At 46.3% G+C, this 14,324-nt stretch carries 18 protein-coding genes and 2 pseudogenes; 18 read left to right on the top strand and 2 right to left on the bottom strand.

Annotation, left to right across the window (positions count from 1 at the left end; all coding sequences use genetic code 11):
- Positions 1-148 precede the first annotated feature (148 nt).
- The 8 genes and pseudogenes from RG959_RS00945 to RG959_RS00910 all read left to right on the top strand — a co-directional run.
- Positions 149-808: pseudogene (locus RG959_RS00945) on the top strand (thymidylate synthase); the annotation flags it as partial.
- Positions 809-1,111: 303 nt separating this feature from the next.
- A pseudogene (thyA, locus tag RG959_RS00940) lies at positions 1,112-1,405 on the top strand (thymidylate synthase); the annotation flags it as partial.
- 109 nt (positions 1,406-1,514) lie between these two features.
- Entirely contained in the window at positions 1,515-1,724 is a 210-nt protein-coding gene (locus RG959_RS00935) for a hypothetical protein (protein ID WP_251270863.1), read from the top strand.
- A 95-nt stretch (positions 1,725-1,819) separates the two neighbouring features.
- On the top strand, positions 1,820-2,308 hold the full coding sequence (locus RG959_RS00930) for a dihydrofolate reductase (RefSeq protein WP_315695500.1): 489 nt from the start codon (positions 1,820-1,822) through the stop codon (positions 2,306-2,308).
- Between the two features lie 145 nt (positions 2,309-2,453).
- Positions 2,454-3,446 (top strand): ABC transporter substrate-binding protein, encoded by a 993-nt coding sequence (locus tag RG959_RS00925; protein ID WP_483298837.1) that lies wholly within the window; start codon positions 2,454-2,456, stop codon positions 3,444-3,446.
- Positions 3,447-3,501: 55 nt separating this feature from the next.
- A complete protein-coding gene (locus RG959_RS00920; protein WP_342795605.1) occupies positions 3,502-4,419 on the top strand; it encodes an ABC transporter permease in 918 nt (305 codons plus the stop codon).
- Positions 4,412-5,206, top strand: a complete 795-nt coding sequence (locus tag RG959_RS00915; RefSeq protein ID WP_251270859.1) for an ABC transporter ATP-binding protein — start codon at positions 4,412-4,414, stop codon at positions 5,204-5,206. The genes RG959_RS00920 and RG959_RS00915 overlap by 8 nt, the downstream gene beginning before the upstream one ends.
- A gap of 126 nt (positions 5,207-5,332) precedes the next feature.
- The gene (locus RG959_RS00910) at positions 5,333-6,190 is read left to right on the top strand and encodes a DegV family protein (protein ID WP_342795604.1); all 858 of its coding nucleotides are present in this window, start codon (positions 5,333-5,335) and stop codon (positions 6,188-6,190) included.
- A gap of 19 nt (positions 6,191-6,209) precedes the next feature.
- Here RG959_RS00910 and RG959_RS00905 read toward each other — a convergent pair whose 3' ends face one another.
- Both RG959_RS00905 and RG959_RS00900 read right to left on the bottom strand, forming a co-directional pair.
- Positions 6,210-6,575, bottom strand: a complete 366-nt coding sequence (locus RG959_RS00905) for a cyclic-phosphate processing receiver domain-containing protein (protein ID WP_342795603.1) — start codon at positions 6,573-6,575, stop codon at positions 6,210-6,212.
- A gap of 84 nt (positions 6,576-6,659) precedes the next feature.
- The gene (locus tag RG959_RS00900; protein ID WP_342795602.1) at positions 6,660-7,148 is read right to left on the bottom strand and encodes a PCYCGC motif-containing (lipo)protein; all 489 of its coding nucleotides are present in this window, start codon (positions 7,146-7,148) and stop codon (positions 6,660-6,662) included.
- A 126-nt stretch (positions 7,149-7,274) separates the two neighbouring features.
- Between RG959_RS00900 and RG959_RS00895 the strand changes: the two genes are divergently transcribed.
- From RG959_RS00895 to RG959_RS00850, 10 genes are all read left to right on the top strand, one after another.
- Entirely contained in the window at positions 7,275-8,054 is a 780-nt protein-coding gene (locus tag RG959_RS00895) for a GDSL-type esterase/lipase family protein (RefSeq protein ID WP_342795601.1), read from the top strand.
- Positions 8,051-8,629: a YpmS family protein gene (locus RG959_RS00890; RefSeq protein ID WP_242233686.1), complete on the top strand. Its 579-nt coding sequence runs from the start codon at positions 8,051-8,053 to the stop codon at positions 8,627-8,629. Before RG959_RS00895 ends, RG959_RS00890 begins: the two co-directional genes overlap by 4 nt.
- An 11-nt stretch (positions 8,630-8,640) precedes the next feature.
- Positions 8,641-9,165: a peptide-methionine (S)-S-oxide reductase MsrA gene (gene msrA, locus RG959_RS00885; RefSeq protein WP_342795600.1), complete on the top strand. Its 525-nt coding sequence runs from the start codon at positions 8,641-8,643 to the stop codon at positions 9,163-9,165.
- Positions 9,162-9,587 carry a peptide-methionine (R)-S-oxide reductase MsrB gene (gene msrB / locus RG959_RS00880; protein ID WP_342795599.1) on the top strand — a complete coding sequence of 142 codons (426 nt, stop codon included), beginning with the start codon at positions 9,162-9,164 and terminating at the stop codon, positions 9,585-9,587. The genes msrA and msrB overlap by 4 nt, the downstream gene beginning before the upstream one ends.
- 24 nt (positions 9,588-9,611) lie before the next feature.
- Entirely contained in the window at positions 9,612-9,839 is a 228-nt protein-coding gene (locus tag RG959_RS00875; RefSeq protein ID WP_251270851.1) for a YozE family protein, read from the top strand.
- A gap of 58 nt (positions 9,840-9,897) precedes the next feature.
- Complete coding sequence (locus tag RG959_RS00870; RefSeq protein ID WP_342795598.1) at positions 9,898-10,659, top strand: sporulation protein; 762 nt, start codon at positions 9,898-9,900, stop codon at positions 10,657-10,659.
- A 214-nt stretch (positions 10,660-10,873) separates the two neighbouring features.
- Positions 10,874-11,581 carry a purine-nucleoside phosphorylase gene (gene deoD / locus RG959_RS00865; protein WP_242233691.1) on the top strand — a complete coding sequence of 236 codons (708 nt, stop codon included), beginning with the start codon at positions 10,874-10,876 and terminating at the stop codon, positions 11,579-11,581.
- Positions 11,578-12,354, top strand: a complete 777-nt coding sequence (locus tag RG959_RS00860) for a M15 family metallopeptidase (RefSeq protein ID WP_342795597.1) — start codon at positions 11,578-11,580, stop codon at positions 12,352-12,354. Before deoD ends, RG959_RS00860 begins: the two co-directional genes overlap by 4 nt.
- Before the next feature lie 158 nt (positions 12,355-12,512).
- Entirely contained in the window at positions 12,513-13,955 is a 1,443-nt protein-coding gene (locus tag RG959_RS00855) for a lmo1851 family serine protease (protein WP_342795596.1), read from the top strand.
- Between the two features lie 125 nt (positions 13,956-14,080).
- Positions 14,081-14,323 carry a hypothetical protein gene (locus tag RG959_RS00850; RefSeq protein ID WP_342795595.1) on the top strand — a complete coding sequence of 81 codons (243 nt, stop codon included), beginning with the start codon at positions 14,081-14,083 and terminating at the stop codon, positions 14,321-14,323.
- The last annotated feature ends 1 nt before the right edge of the window (position 14,324 follow it).

Raw genomic sequence — 14,324 nt, 5'->3', positions numbered from 1 at the left:
AAAGAAAGTGGATTACGGTATAAGGGCACAATTCTTTTTATGTTCCATCAAAAGGCCGGATCAGGGCTTGAATCAAAAAAGTTCTCTTGGTATGATGCGGAGGGTACAGAGAAATGAACGGTCCGCATGGATCAGTAGGAGGAAACAGGTGAGCAGCAGTGAACAACAATATCTTGACTTAAGCCGGGATATTTTAGCGAACGGTAACAGAAAAGAAGACCGGACCGGTACGGGAACCATTTCTGTATTTGGCCGGCAGATGCGGTTTAACTTAGCGGAAGGATTTCCTCTTTTAACGACAAAGCGGGTGTCTTTTAAACTGGTAGCCTCGGAAATGCTTTGGTTTTTAAAAGGAGACACTAATATCCGTTATCTGCTTCAGCACAACAATAATATTTGGAATGAATGGGCATTTAAACGCTGGGTGGAAAGCGCGGAATACGAAGGACCGGATATGACTGACTTCGGCCGGCGTGCTTTGGCTGATGAAGCATTTGCGGTGCAGTATGATGAGCAGATGGCGCTTTTTAAGCAGCGTGTGCTCGAAGACGCGGACTTTGCGGAAAAGTTTGGCGAACTCGGTGACGTATATGGACGCCAATGGCGCGCATGGAAAACCTCACAGGGCGAAACCATTGACCAAATCGGCGATGTGATCGAGATGATCAAAAAAACGCCGGATTCCAGACGCTTAATCGTATCTGCCTGGAATCCAGAAGATGTGCCGTCGATGGCGCTGCCTCCATGTCATACGATGTTTCAGTTTTACGTAGCAGATGGAAAACTTTCCTGCCAGCTTTACCAGCGTTAACTATTGGGCGCCTTTACAGAGAAATCTGTAATGAAAAACTCTGCTAAACAGGGAACCTCTTGAGAAAATCAAGACAATCCTGTGCTAAATTTTATTCCTTCCTTCTAAGGAAAAAATGTTTTTTGTAAGGGATAAATAAATGCCAAACGACTATCCCGCAGGGGAGTAGAATCCAAGCGATAGGGATTCGAAACGCAGAGGGTCTTAAATAGACCGTGATATAGTCTCATCTGCATAGTGATATGCAGCAGTTCTTCGGGGAGAACGGGTTAAGGGTAGCGACCTTAGCTGAAGATTTTGTCAGGAGATGTTTTTTTAGGAATTCCATTTAACATTGCCGGTTATTCGCTGCTGACGTATTTAATTGCGAACGAATGCGGCTTAGAGGCAGGCGAATTTGTCCATACAATTGGAGATGCGCACATTTACACAAATCATATCGAGCAGGTAGAGACGCAGCTCTCACGCGAGCCGAAAGCACTGCCGACACTCGAAGTAACAAAAGGAAAATCATTGTTTGATATTGAGCTTGATGACCTTAAGCTGACGGGCTATGATCCCCATCCAGCCATCAAAGCTCCTGTTGCAGTGTGAAAACCAGCCTTTGGCTGGTTTTTTTGTTTGTGCCCTTCTTTGTTTAAAGCGAATAGCGTCCGGGTAAGGAAAAGAAACCTGACCAAACTTTCCATAGGGAGGCATTTTCATGAACCAAAAACTGCAAATTTTAGGAGAAGGACGCAAAGTCCTAAAAAAAGAGGTAGACGAATTTGGAACAGACCGGACCGTTTCAACGATTGAATATGATGATGGAACAGTGGTGAAAATTACGGTTGCAAACGGTGATATAGATATTGAATGCAATAAAGGGCTGAACATGCAGCCGGACGGAAACACAGCAACCATTGTCGGATAATAAAAGGAAAAAAGCATCCGGGCGGATGCTTTTTTCATGTGATGGATGGAAATATGGTACGATGTGAACGAGGAACGAAAGAAAGGAAGAGAGCCATGATTTCATTTATTTGGGCAGAGGCGAAAGGCGGCGTGATTGGCCGTGATAACGACCTGCCGTGGCGCCTGCCGGAGGATTTGCGCTTTTTTAAAAGAACAACGCTTGGATACCCGATTGTTATGGGGAGAAAAACATTTGCGTCCTTTGGAAGCAAGCCGCTGCCAAAGCGGGAAAACATTATTTTAACGACAGACCGTGACTTTCATCAGGACGGTGTGACGGTTGTTCACTCAAAAGAAGAGGTGCTCCAAAGAGCGAAAAATGAGGATATTTTTGTGATTGGCGGTGCGAATGTTTTCAAGCAGTTTTTGCCGGAAGCAGACCGTCTATATGTCACGAAAATCGAGGCGGAATTTGAAGGAGATACGGTTATCGACTTTATTCCATGGGATGATTTTAAAGAAACCTCCTGTACAAAAGGAGAAAAAAATGAAGAAAATCCGTACGACTACTTTTTTTGTGTATACGATCGAACGACAAGGTAAGAAGCCTTGTCGTTTTTTCTGTTTATAGGTCATTTGTTGTACAGTATATTAAAAAAATTCTTGCTTTTCTGTTATTATTCGAAGATAATAAACATTAATTTACTACATAAAAGCGGTTACGCAAAAAAGAGGGGGCAGTTTAGGGATGAGTAAATGGAAATGGATGATGACAACAGGTGCGGCGGTCATGATGCTGGCAGCATGCAGCGGCGAGGAAGAAGCCAAAACCGAATCCGGCGGATCATCAGAAGGAGATACATATAAGATTGGTGTCACACAAATTGTGGAACACCCATCACTCGATAATGCATACAAAGGGTTTCAGGAAGGCTTGGAAGAAGAAGGTGTAAAAGCTGAGTTTGACGAACAAATCGCGCAAGGCGATCAAAACAACAACCAGACGATTGCGCAAAACTTTGTAGCGGATGGAGTCGACTTGATTTTCGCTAACTCAACGCCGAGCGCAACAGCGGCACTGAATGCAACAAAAGATATTCCGATCGTCTTTACATCAGTGACCGATCCAGTAGCAGCAGGTCTTGTTAAAGACGCGGAAGCACCAGGCGGCAATATCACAGGCACAGTTGACCTTCATCCAGATGCCATTTCTAATACGGTGAAATTTATGACCGAAGCGGTAGAAGGCAAAAATGTTGGTGTGATTTACAACGCGGGCGAGCAAAACTCTGTTGCGCAGGCAGAGCAGGTAGAATCCATTTTAAAAGAAAATGGCTTAAAGATGGTACCGGTAACGGTTTCGACTTCTTCTGAAGTAAAGCAGGCAGCAGAAAGCTTAGTCGGCAAAGTGGATATGTTTTATATCTTCACAGACAACACGGTTGTTTCTGCTCTTGAATCCGTTATTCAAGTAGCGAACGATAAAGATATTCCGCTGTTTGTCGGAGAAAAAGATTCGGTTGTACGGGGCGGCTTTGCAGCTTACGGGTTCGATTATGAAGAGATCGGAAAAGAAGCCGGCAAAATGGCTGCACAAATTTTAAAAGGTGAAGCGAAAGCAGGCGATCTTCCTGTTTTGCCGCCGCAGGATTTAAAACTTGTAATCAATGAAAAAGCAGCAGCAGAAATGAATATCGAGATTAAAGATGAGTGGAAACAAGATGCAGAGATTGTAAAATGAGTGGAAAAGGCGCGCCTTCACCGGGCGCTTTTTCTTGTATATGGGGGGATTTTTTATGATGACAGCCATGTTTGGCGCCGCGGAATCGGGCGTTATTTATGCAATTATGGCACTCGGTGTTTACCTGTCATTCCGGGTGCTTGATTTTCCAGACTTAACGGTAGACGGAAGCTTTGTAACAGGCGGAGCCGTTGCCTCGATTATGATTGTAAATGGAAGCGATCCATTTATAGCAACGATTGCCGCGCTGTTTGCCGGTTTTCTGGCTGGATGTGCAACCGGAATTTTGCACACAAAAGGCGGCATTAACCCGCTTTTATCCGGCATTTTGATGATGATTGCCTTGTACTCTATTAATCTGCGGATTATGGGCAAGCCGAATGTGCCACTGTTAGCGGAAGAAACGGTAATGACAAAAATAACTGCCTGGTTTGCCTCTGAGTGGAGCGTTCTTTTGTTTATGCTCCTGTTAACGTTGATCATTAAATTTGTCACAGATCTATTCTTGAAAACAGAAGTCGGATTGAGTCTGCGCGCTGTCGGAGACAACGAAGGAATGGTGCGAAGCTTTTCGGCCAACACAGGCTGGATGAAAGTGCTCGGTCTGGGTCTTTCCAACGCACTCGTGGCGTTCTCAGGTGCTCTCGTTGCCCAGTATAACGGATTTAACGACGTTGGCATGGGGATTGGGATGATTGTCATTGGCCTTGCTTCCGTCATTATCGGTGAAGCGGTTATCGGGCATTCTTCTATTGCCCGGGCGACTTTGGCTGTTGTGGTCGGGGCGATTTTATACCGGATGATTGTGACGCTTGCGCTCCGGATTGAATTTTTAGACACAGGTGATATGAAGCTGATTACGGCCGTTATTGTCATTATCGCGCTTGTTCTGCCAAAAATGCTCGACCGGCAAAAAGCGGCTGCACGAAAGAAAAAACGGCTTCAGCAGTTAGGAGGCAGCAGCCATGCTTGAAATGAACCAAATTTTTAAAGTGTTTTACGAAGGAACGCCCGATGAAAAAATTGCCTTGAACCGGGTAAACCTGTCGATGAAGCCGGGTGATTTTGTAACCGTGATCGGCTCAAATGGGGCGGGGAAATCGACGTTGATGAACGTGATTTCCGGCAAGCTTACTCCGGATATGGGAACGGTCACGATTGACGGGACAAACATGACGTCGCTTGCCGAGCACAAGCGGGCATCCAAAATTGGCCGCGTGTTCCAGGATCCAATGGCGGGTACAGCCCCGACCATGACAATCGAAGAAAACCTGGCTCTTGCCTACAACCGGACGAAAACACGGACGCTCGCATTCGGTGTAACGAAAAAACGGCGTGATTTTTACCGGGAAAAGCTTGAAATGCTGCATCTGGGCTTGGAAAACCGGCTGCAGGCAAAAGTCGGCCTTCTTTCAGGCGGAGAGCGGCAGGCGCTATCTCTTTTGATGGCGACATTCACTGATCCGAAAATTTTGCTTTTGGACGAGCATACGGCAGCCCTTGATCCGTCACGGGCGGAGCTGATTACGAATTTAACGAAAGAAATCGTAGACAAGCTCGGCCTGACTACACTAATGGTCACCCATAATATGCAGCAGGCACTGGATCTTGGCAACCGGCTGATCATGATGGACAAAGGGCAAATCATTTTTACGGCCAATGAAGCAGAAAAAAGAAGGCTGACCGTGGAAAAGCTGCTGGCAGAATTCCAAAAAATAAAAGGCGGCGGAGGCTTAAGCGACCGCTCGCTTCTGTCGTAAAATGGGAAGAAGACGATGCGTCTTCTTCTTTTTTTGTGAAAAGCGTTAAGAAGATGGGAAGAATGGATAAAGAGAAGTAAAATGAAGGTATCACCACGTTGAATGGCAGGAAAGAAGGGATATAAATTGGGCAGCATTAAAATTGTAACGGACTCGGCACTGGATATGACGAGCGATGAACTCCAAAAGCTCGGCATTACGATGGTGCCGCTGACCGTCCTGATTGACGGGAAAACGTATTTGGATACGGTTGATATTTCAGCGGAAGCGTTTTTGGATAAAATGGCCGCGGCCGGGGAACTTCCGAAAACGTCACAGCCGCCGGTCGGCCGGTTTTTGGATGTGTATAATGATCTCGGTGCAGACGGCAGCCAGATCATTTCCATTCATATGACCGGAGAGATGAGCGGAACGTATCAAGCGGCACGCCAGGCTGCTGAAATGTCTTCATCCGATGTAACCGTCGTCGATTCACGCTATATTTCAAAGGCGCTTTCTTATCAAGTGTTAGAAGCGGCTGAGATGGCGTCGTCCGGCCGCAGCGTTGAAGAAATTATCGAACGCCTTGATGAAATAAGGGCCGAAACGAAGCTGTACATTATGGTCGATACGCTTGAAAATTTGGTTAAAGGCGGCCGGATTGGCCGTGCAAAAGGCTTTATCGGCTCTCTTTTAAATATTAAGCCGATTGCAGACCTGGATATCGGGGCATTGTCTCCTGTTACGAAAGTAAGATCACATACAAAAGCACTGCGTTTTTTTGCAGAGCAGCTGGGTAAAGAACTGGAAGGGAAAAAACTTGTTCATTTTTCCATTATGCATGCCGGCCGGAACAGTGCCGCTTTTTCAGAAAAGCTGAAAGAAGAAGTGGAACGGATCACCGGTTTTCGGCATGTTGAGATTGGCATCACAGCGCCCATTATTTCTGCTCATGCCGGACCGGGCGCCGTCGGCATTATGTATCAGGCTAAAAAAGAAGGATAAAAAAACAGGAACGAGCTTATCATAAGCCGTTCCTGTTTTTTTTATATGCATCTATAGGCGGATGAAGCGGCAAAGGACGAAGTGTCACTTGAATAGCCCGCGGCATTTGGTGATTGGACTGGGCGTCCTTTAGGTAGCGGTACATGGCTTTTCCGCCTGTTGAATTGGCTGAATGAATGGTAATCCGCTCTGCGAACAGCTGGTGCTCGACCATAAGCTGAACGAGAACGAAGCCATTCCTGCTTTTACTGACTAAATCATGATCCAGCGACAAATGGCTGATGGCATGACTTTTTAATAAATCAAAACATTCGTCGATTGTTTCGACAAGTGTGTGGTCAGGAGGACAAATGCGGTAGTCATCAAGGAAAACATTGATACTCATAATTATCAGCCCTCACGTTTGACGTAACCAAATTATACCACGTTTTGGACGTTTAAACGAGAAAAAGAAAAACAGGCGCTTTATTTAAGCGCCTGGCAGCGGAGTAGGAGTTGGTTCTGCATAGCCTTCGCTGTACGTATGATCAATATAAGTACGGATTTCTTGCGGTGATTTGCTCTCTTCTGTCATGGCTGCAGCTGTGGCGGCAATGTCCAGGCAGACCCCGCAGCGAGTACCATGGTCATCCCAGGTGATTTCATTATTGTTTTGTTCTGCAATAAAACAATTCAAGCTGCTTTTATGGCCGGCAGACTCTCCGCACCCACAGTAGCAGGGTATTTGATCGAGCACAGCCGCATGTTTGGCAGCGGCTGCATAAACAGCCCGTACGTTTTCCTCTTTGTCATCTAAAAAAGCCGGCAGTGTATCTGCTGAAGCTGTCACTTCCTGCAGGTCGCCATTTGCGGCTGTATGTGTATGAGAGGTATGTGACTGGGCGGCGTCATCATGTCCACATGCGGCTGCAAAAGGAATAGACATCGTTAAAATGATGATTGATAATTTCTTTTTCAACGTATTTTGGGGCTCCTTTCAAATTAGAAGAATACCGGAAAAACTGATATAATCATACATTGAAACCCAATCACTTTCAACCGTGCTTGGAACATGATACGATTTTGAAAAGAAGAGGTGACGGCGTTGAAGTGGGGAGCAGCGGGCATCATATTAACAGTGCTGCTGGCCGGGTGTGGGGACAACGCACAGGAAACAGTAGAAACACGCGTCCCGCAAAATATAAAGATTGTGTCAATTGGGGATTCCCTGACAGAAGGAGTCGGAGATAGTACAAACTCCGGCGGCTATGTTCCATACCTGGAAGATCAGCTGGAATCGCTTGATGAAATAAATGACGCATCATTTGTAAATTACGGAAAGCGGGGCAACCGTACAGACCAGCTGATTAAGCGGCTGAAAACCAAAGAAATTGGGGCAGACATTCAACAGGCCGATATCGTTATGGTTACGATTGGCGGCAATGATGTCGTAAAGGTAGTAAAAGAAAACTGGTCGGATTTAACAATGGATACATTCGAAAAAGAAGAAGAAGGCTATGGAGAGCGCATCCGCACTGTACTGCAGGACATAAGAGCCATTAACGAGGAAGCAGGCATTGTGCTGATCGGCATTTATAATCCGTTTGGCCGTGTTTTTGTTGATACGGATGACGACGAAGCGATTGTCCAGGCATGGAACAAGCAGGCGGAGGAGGTGGCCGCATCATTTGATCGAACTGTATTTGTAAATGTCGAAACGGTTTTTGGCGAAGGCAGTGACGGGCTGTTTTTTGAAGATCAGTTTCATCCTAATGATATGGGGTATGAACGAATGGCAGGCCGCATTTTTGATACGATCAATGGAGATCCGCTTGAAGAACTGACCAGCCAAAAAATTGTTATGCCAAATGAGGGATCAAATTGACGAAATGGAAAGTGGCCTTTTTTATACTATTAGGCGGTATTATTGCCTTCATGGGAATGATTTTGATTTTTATTTTTCTTCCTTCTGGTGCAGAAAAACCAGCCATGCTGGAAGCAGAAGGGAAAACGGCTTTTCACGTAACCTCCACAAAAGCGGAGCTGAATCAGCTCGTAAACTATTATTTAGCACAGGAAGCCGGCGATGCGCCGATTGATTACGATGTGTATATTGGCAATGATGTAGAGCTGTATGGCTCTTTCCCGGTGCTTGGGACAGACATTGACTACTATATGACATTTGAGCCGGAAGCGATGGAAAACGGCAATATTGTTCTTCATCAAAAAGGATTGCGCGTCGGCCTGCTCGATATTCCGGCCTCATACGTACTGAAAACAGCTGACAGCGCCTATGCGTTTCCCGACTGGGTGCACGTTGTGCCTGATGAAGAGCGGATTTATGTATCACTTGCCGAAATGCGGCTTGATAACGGAATGCGGGTAAAAGCCGAATCATTTAATTTAGCGAAAGACGATATTCAATTTGCGGTGCTTCTGCCGGAAGGAGCCGCAGAATAGGAGGCAGCAGGATGGAAAAAGCAATTTTTGCAGGAGGATGTTTTTGGTGCATGGTAAAGCCGTTTCATGAACAGCCGGGCATTGAGTCGGTTGTAAGCGGCTATACAGGAGGACACACGGAAAATCCAACGTATGAAGAAGTATGCAGCGGAGCAAGCGGTCATATTGAAGCGGTTGAAATCACTTTTGATCCGGATGTTTTTTCATATGAAAAACTGCTCGATGTATTTTGGATGCAGATCGATCCGACCGATGCCGGCGGTCAATTTTATGACCGGGGACGCTCTTATATGCCGGCCATTTTTTACACGACTGAAGAGCAAAAACAGCTCGCGGAAGAATCGAAGCAGCGGCTTGATGCAAGCGGACGGTTCAAAAAGCCGATTGTGGTAGAAATCCTGCCGGCAGAGCCGTTTTACCCGGCCGAAGCGTACCACCAGGACTACTACAAGAAAAATCCCGCTCACTATAATGCGTACCAGACTGGTTCAGGCCGGGCTGCTTTTATTCAATCACATTGGAGGGACATGCAGTGAATAAAGAAAACTTAAAAGAACGATTAACACCGATGCAATATAACGTCACGCAGCAAAACGGAACGGAGCCGCCTTTTCATAATGAATACTGGAATGAAACGGCAGAAGGCATTTATGTAGACATCGTTTCAGGCAAGCCGCTGTTTTCTTCTAAAGATAAATATGATGCGGGCTGCGGCTGGCCAAGCTTTACGAAGCCGATCGAAGCGGTAGAGGTACTGGAAAAACGCGATTTGTCACACGGCATGATTCGAACAGAAGTGCGCAGTAAAACAGCTGATTCGCACCTTGGCCACGTATTTCCGGATGGCCCGATGGAAGCCGGCGGTCTGCGCTACTGCATTAACTCGGCTGCGCTCCGCTTTATCCGCAAAGAGGATTTAGAAGCAGAAGGATATGGAGAATACAAAGACCTTTTCTAAGGTCTTTTTTTTGGAGGAATTATGATGCACAAATCATTTTATCATTATTTAATGAGGTACCGGGAGGAGCCGCCGCGCGATAATCTGGCCTTGTTTGCGAATGAAGCATTTGCGGACCATTCTTTTCCGAAGATGGCGGATTCTTATGATGTATTGAGCCGTTATTTAGAAATGGATGTGGATTATTTGCCGACGATGAGCGTATTTGATGAAGCGTGGGAAAAATATGAGCAGGATGAATTAAACCGGTGAAACTTTTTAAATAATGGGTCGTAAATAAGACAACGACAAAGAAATGGAGTGAAGCTGGATGGCATTGTTTAACAAAGCATTGGCGAGTATTGGAATTGGAAACGCAAAGGTGGATACGAAGCTGGAAAAAGCCAAATACACAGCCGGTGATGTGATGCGCGGCATTGTAGAAGTAAAAGGCGGAAACGTAGCCCAGCAGGTGGATTCTATCTACGTCTCGGTCATGACGACGTATGTGCGGGAAACAGATGACCGCAAAGTGGTGGAGGAAGCAGCGGTAGTAAAGGAAAAATTGAATGAACCCTTTACCATTAATCCTGGTGAAGTACGGGAGTTTCCGCTTCAATTGGCACTTCCATATGAAACGCCGATTACACAGGGGAAAACGCGGGTTTGGGTCGCAACAGGCCTTGACATTAAGCAGGCAGTGGACCCGGCCGATAAAGATTATATTGATGTTCATCCTACTGTCATGGCAGAAGAAGTGCTCGATGGCGTCCGCGCGCTTGGCTTCCGTCTTCGCGAAGTGGAATGTGAGCACGCCCGCCTGACAAAATATCCATTTGTGCAGGAGTTTGAATTTGTGCCGGTAACAGGCGAGTATGCCGGCAAGCTTGACGAACTGGAGGTCTCATTCCTGCAGCAGTCGAAAGAGGAAGTGGAGGTGCTGCTGCAGGTGGATAGACGGGCACGCGGCCTGGGCGGCTTTTTGTCTGAAGCAATGGGCACCGATGAAACAAATATCCGCCTGCGCATTTCCCGCCAGCAGCTTTCAGGATTGCGGAAAATGCTTGATGAAACGATCCGCCGCTTTGCATAACAATGAACAAACTCACTTCGACCGCTGGCATGATGCATGCCGGCGGTTCTTTTATGGTGTCATTCTTGTACTGCCTGCAAAGGTGGGATAGAATGGGATAGAACCCGGACATTCGTCCGGGCAGATTCGTGCGTTTTAACATATGTACGATAGAAGAGCCAATGGGGAAAGTCTCGAGTTGATTGGCTTATTTTATTTGATGGAGGAATTATAAATGAGTGTACACATTGGTGCAAAACAGGGCGATATCGCCGAAACAGTCCTGCTTCCGGGCGACCCGCTGCGGGCAAAATATATTGCGGAGACGTTTTTGGAAAATCCGGTCTGCTATAACGAAGTTCGTGGCATGCTGGGCTTTACCGGTACATATAAAGGAAAGAAGGTATCTGTTCAAGGTACCGGCATGGGTGTGCCGTCGATTTCGATTTATGTGAATGAGCTCATTCAAAGCTATGACGTCAAGAACTTGATTCGGGTCGGTACTTGCGGAGCGATTCAGCAGGATGTAAAGGTACGTGATGTGATTTTAGCGATGACATCTTCAACAGATTCCAGCATGAACCGGGTGACGTTCCCGGGAATCGATTATGCGCCGGCAGCCGATTGGTCCCTGCTGAAAGCGGCTTTTGATGCCGGTACGGAAAAAGGGCTTCAGTTGAAAGTGGGCGGCGTGTTCACAGCGGATCAGTTTTACAACGACAACGCCGACCATAAAAAATGGGCTCAGTACGGCATTTTAGCCATTGAAATGGAAACAACCGCTCTTTATACGCTGGCAGCAAAATTCGGCCGCCGTGCCCTGTCAGTGCTGACGGTAAGCGATCATATTATTACAGGTGAAGAAACAACAGCCGAGGAACGTCAGACAACGTTCAATGAAATGATTGAAGTGGCGCTTGAAGCGGCGGTTCTATCCAAATGAAAAAAACAGCTTTAACCCTGGCAGCGGCTTTGATGCTGGGCGGATGTACATCAGCAAAAGAAGAACCTGTAAAAGAAAGTGAACAAACAGCACCTGCAAAAGAAGCCGTAAAGGAAGAAACGGGACCTGTCATTGACGCATCGTATTTCAATCAATTGAAAGAGGTGGACGGTGTGCAGGAAATTCAAAATCCGGAAAATGTGATGGTGCTTGTGAACAAAGAGTTTGCGCTGCCTTCTGATTACAGCCCGCCGGATTTGGTTCGCCCGAATGTGCAGTTTTCCTTCGGCAACCAGGACATTGAGAAAAGCTATATGAGAAAAGAAGCAGCCACAGCGCTTGAAACGATGTTTAAAGGAGCGGAAGAAGACAAGATTTACTTGTTTGCCGTGTCAGGCTATCGCTCCTACAGCCGCCAGGAAGAAATTTTAGCGGCCGGGGCGGCAGCAAGCAGCAAAGAGCAAGCCCTAAAATCGATCGCTCCGCCAGGCATGAGCGAGCATCAGTCAGGTCTTGCCATGGATATTTCCTCTGAAAGCAATCAATATGAGCTCAATGAAGAGTTTGAAGCGACTGAGGAAGGCCGCTGGCTCAAAGATCATGCCCATGAATACGGTTTTATTCTTCGTTACCCGAAAGGCAAGGAAGATATTACCCAGTATATATATGAACCGTGGCATTTTCGCTATGTCGGCAAGGAAGCAGCGGCTGTGATTCACAAAAATGGCTGGACACTCGAGGAGTATTTCGAGCAGATGAAACCAGCAGAGTAATCTGGTAATTTCTGAGTGTAGACAGTATTAGAAAGCAGGCTGACTGGAACCGGCAGAGTAATCTGCCGGCTTTTTAGCAGGTTTTTGTTTTCAAAAATAGACGAAAACTGCTAAAATGAGAAGATCAGTGTACATAGATGATGAAAGCGGGGAACAAAATGGAAGAAGAAAAGCCGGAACAGGGCCATTATGTCAAAATAAAACGATTTCCGTTTATTATAATGATTTTTGCGCTCGTGTTTATTACGGCGGCGGTAACAACACTTACGCTTGCTTTCGGTGACGAGAAAGCAGTTGAAGTTGGAGCGCCGGACCGTTCAGAGTTCAGCAAATTATATGAAGCATACGACAAAATTCAAAGCACGTACTATGAAGATGTGGATCAGGACAAGCTCGTCAACGGTGCGATCAACGGGATGATTGATTCACTTGAAGATCCATACTCAGATTATATGGATGAAAAAGAAGCTTCCCAGTTCCATGAAGAAGTATCCAGCTCGTTCCAGGGAATTGGAGCTGAAGTACAAGAGCAGGACGGTTACATTGTCGTCGTATCGCCAATTAAAGGATCTCCTGCCGAAAAAGCGGGCTTAAAGCCGAATGATATGATCCTTTCTGTAGATGGAAAAAGCATTCAAGGCATGAGCGCTTCCGAAGCCGTTCTTCTGATCCGCGGCAAAAAAGGAACGAAAGTGACATTAGAAGTGCGAAAAGCCGGAACGGAAAAAGCACAGAAAATGACGATCGTCCGCGACGATATTCCGATTGAAACGGTATATGCCGAAATGCAAAAAAACGGTGTCGCCCACATTCAAATCACAAGCTTTTCCGAGCATACAGCGGAGGAGCTTGAAACAGCCCTCGCTGATATGAAAAAAGAAGGCATGAAAGGCATTGTGCTGGATCTTCGTCAAAATCCGGGCGGCCTGCTTGATCAGGCCATCGAAATGTCCAGCCTTTTTGTACCGGAAGGCAAAAACATTTTACAAATCGAATCCGCCGGCAAAACCCAGGCGTATAAAGCTGAAGGCGGCGAGAAAATTGAGCTGCCGACCGCTGTGTTGATTGACAGCGGCAGTGCGAGTGCGGCAGAAATTATGGCGGCAGCTCTAAATGAATCGGCCGGCATTCCGCTTATTGGTGAAAAATCCTTCGGAAAAGGCACCGTTCAATCGGCTGAGGACTTCAGCGATAATTCTAATTTAAAGCTGACTACAGCAAAATGGCTGACGCCGAACGGAACATGGATTCACAAAAAAGGCATTAAGCCGGATGCCGTTGTAGCGCTTCCTGATTATGCAAACTTGACGTATATTAATCCGGAATCCAAGCTGCAGCTTGAATCGATGTCAGATGAAGTAAAAACAGCTGAAAAAATGCTGTCTGCCCTTGGTTACGATCCGGGCAAAGCGGACGGCTACTTCGATGAATCAACGGAAAGCGCCGTAAAAGAATTCCAAAAAGCGGCAAAGATTGAGGAAACGGGTATCCTAACCGGCGCCTCTACGACGAAACTGATGGAGAGCCTTCGCTTAAAGCTGGACCAAAACGATACACAGCTAAACCGGGCGATCGAGTCCGTCGAGGCGAAAATCAAATAAAAAAACCTCTCCCGGCGCGGAGAGGTTTTTTTATGAGCACATTTTATGGGAGAATAGACGTTTGTCCCTAGCCAAACCGGAAAAAGAAGCATAAAATAAAGTTCGGAAATAAAGGAGGGTTCTTTTTGGCAGACTGGCATGCATTGTATCAAGCACTGTGGAAAGGACGCACGTTTACCGATATAGAAGAAGCGATCCAAAACGAGCTTGAAGATAAATTGAATCATCCGCGCCTGCGCAAAAAGCCGGAACAAAAGCTGGTGGAAGCGGTACGCCGTGTTTGCGCGTCGTCCTTAACGGATACAGAAAAAGTAACATTAATTTCTGTTTATTTGGATCATTTTGAAAAAATCAAACAAAAGCATTGAT

This window comes from Domibacillus sp. 8LH, from assembly GCF_038806185.1.
Classification (GTDB): Bacteria; Bacillota; Bacilli; order Bacillales; family Domibacillaceae; genus Domibacillus; species Domibacillus indicus_A.
This window is presented reverse-complemented; position numbering and strand designations above follow the sequence as displayed.

Coding starts and splice junctions, on each gene's coding strand:
- RG959_RS00935 (WP_251270863.1), top strand. CDS start 1,515: ATGAACCAAAAACTGCAAATTTTAGGAGAAGGACGCAAAGTCCTAAAA.
- RG959_RS00930 (WP_315695500.1), top strand. CDS start 1,820: ATGATTTCATTTATTTGGGCAGAGGCGAAAGGCGGCGTGATTGGCCGT.
- RG959_RS00925 (WP_483298837.1), top strand. CDS start 2,454: ATGAGTAAATGGAAATGGATGATGACAACAGGTGCGGCGGTCATGATG.
- RG959_RS00920 (WP_342795605.1), top strand. CDS start 3,502: ATGATGACAGCCATGTTTGGCGCCGCGGAATCGGGCGTTATTTATGCA.
- RG959_RS00915 (WP_251270859.1), top strand. CDS start 4,412: ATGCTTGAAATGAACCAAATTTTTAAAGTGTTTTACGAAGGAACGCCC.
- RG959_RS00905 (WP_342795603.1), bottom strand. CDS start 6,575: ATGAGTATCAATGTTTTCCTTGATGACTACCGCATTTGTCCTCCTGAC.
- msrA (WP_342795600.1), top strand. CDS start 8,641: ATGGAAAAAGCAATTTTTGCAGGAGGATGTTTTTGGTGCATGGTAAAG.
- RG959_RS00875 (WP_251270851.1), top strand. CDS start 9,612: ATGCACAAATCATTTTATCATTATTTAATGAGGTACCGGGAGGAGCCG.
- RG959_RS00870 (WP_342795598.1), top strand. CDS start 9,898: ATGGCATTGTTTAACAAAGCATTGGCGAGTATTGGAATTGGAAACGCA.
- deoD (WP_242233691.1), top strand. CDS start 10,874: ATGAGTGTACACATTGGTGCAAAACAGGGCGATATCGCCGAAACAGTC.
- RG959_RS00860 (WP_342795597.1), top strand. CDS start 11,578: ATGAAAAAAACAGCTTTAACCCTGGCAGCGGCTTTGATGCTGGGCGGA.
- RG959_RS00855 (WP_342795596.1), top strand. CDS start 12,513: ATGGAAGAAGAAAAGCCGGAACAGGGCCATTATGTCAAAATAAAACGA.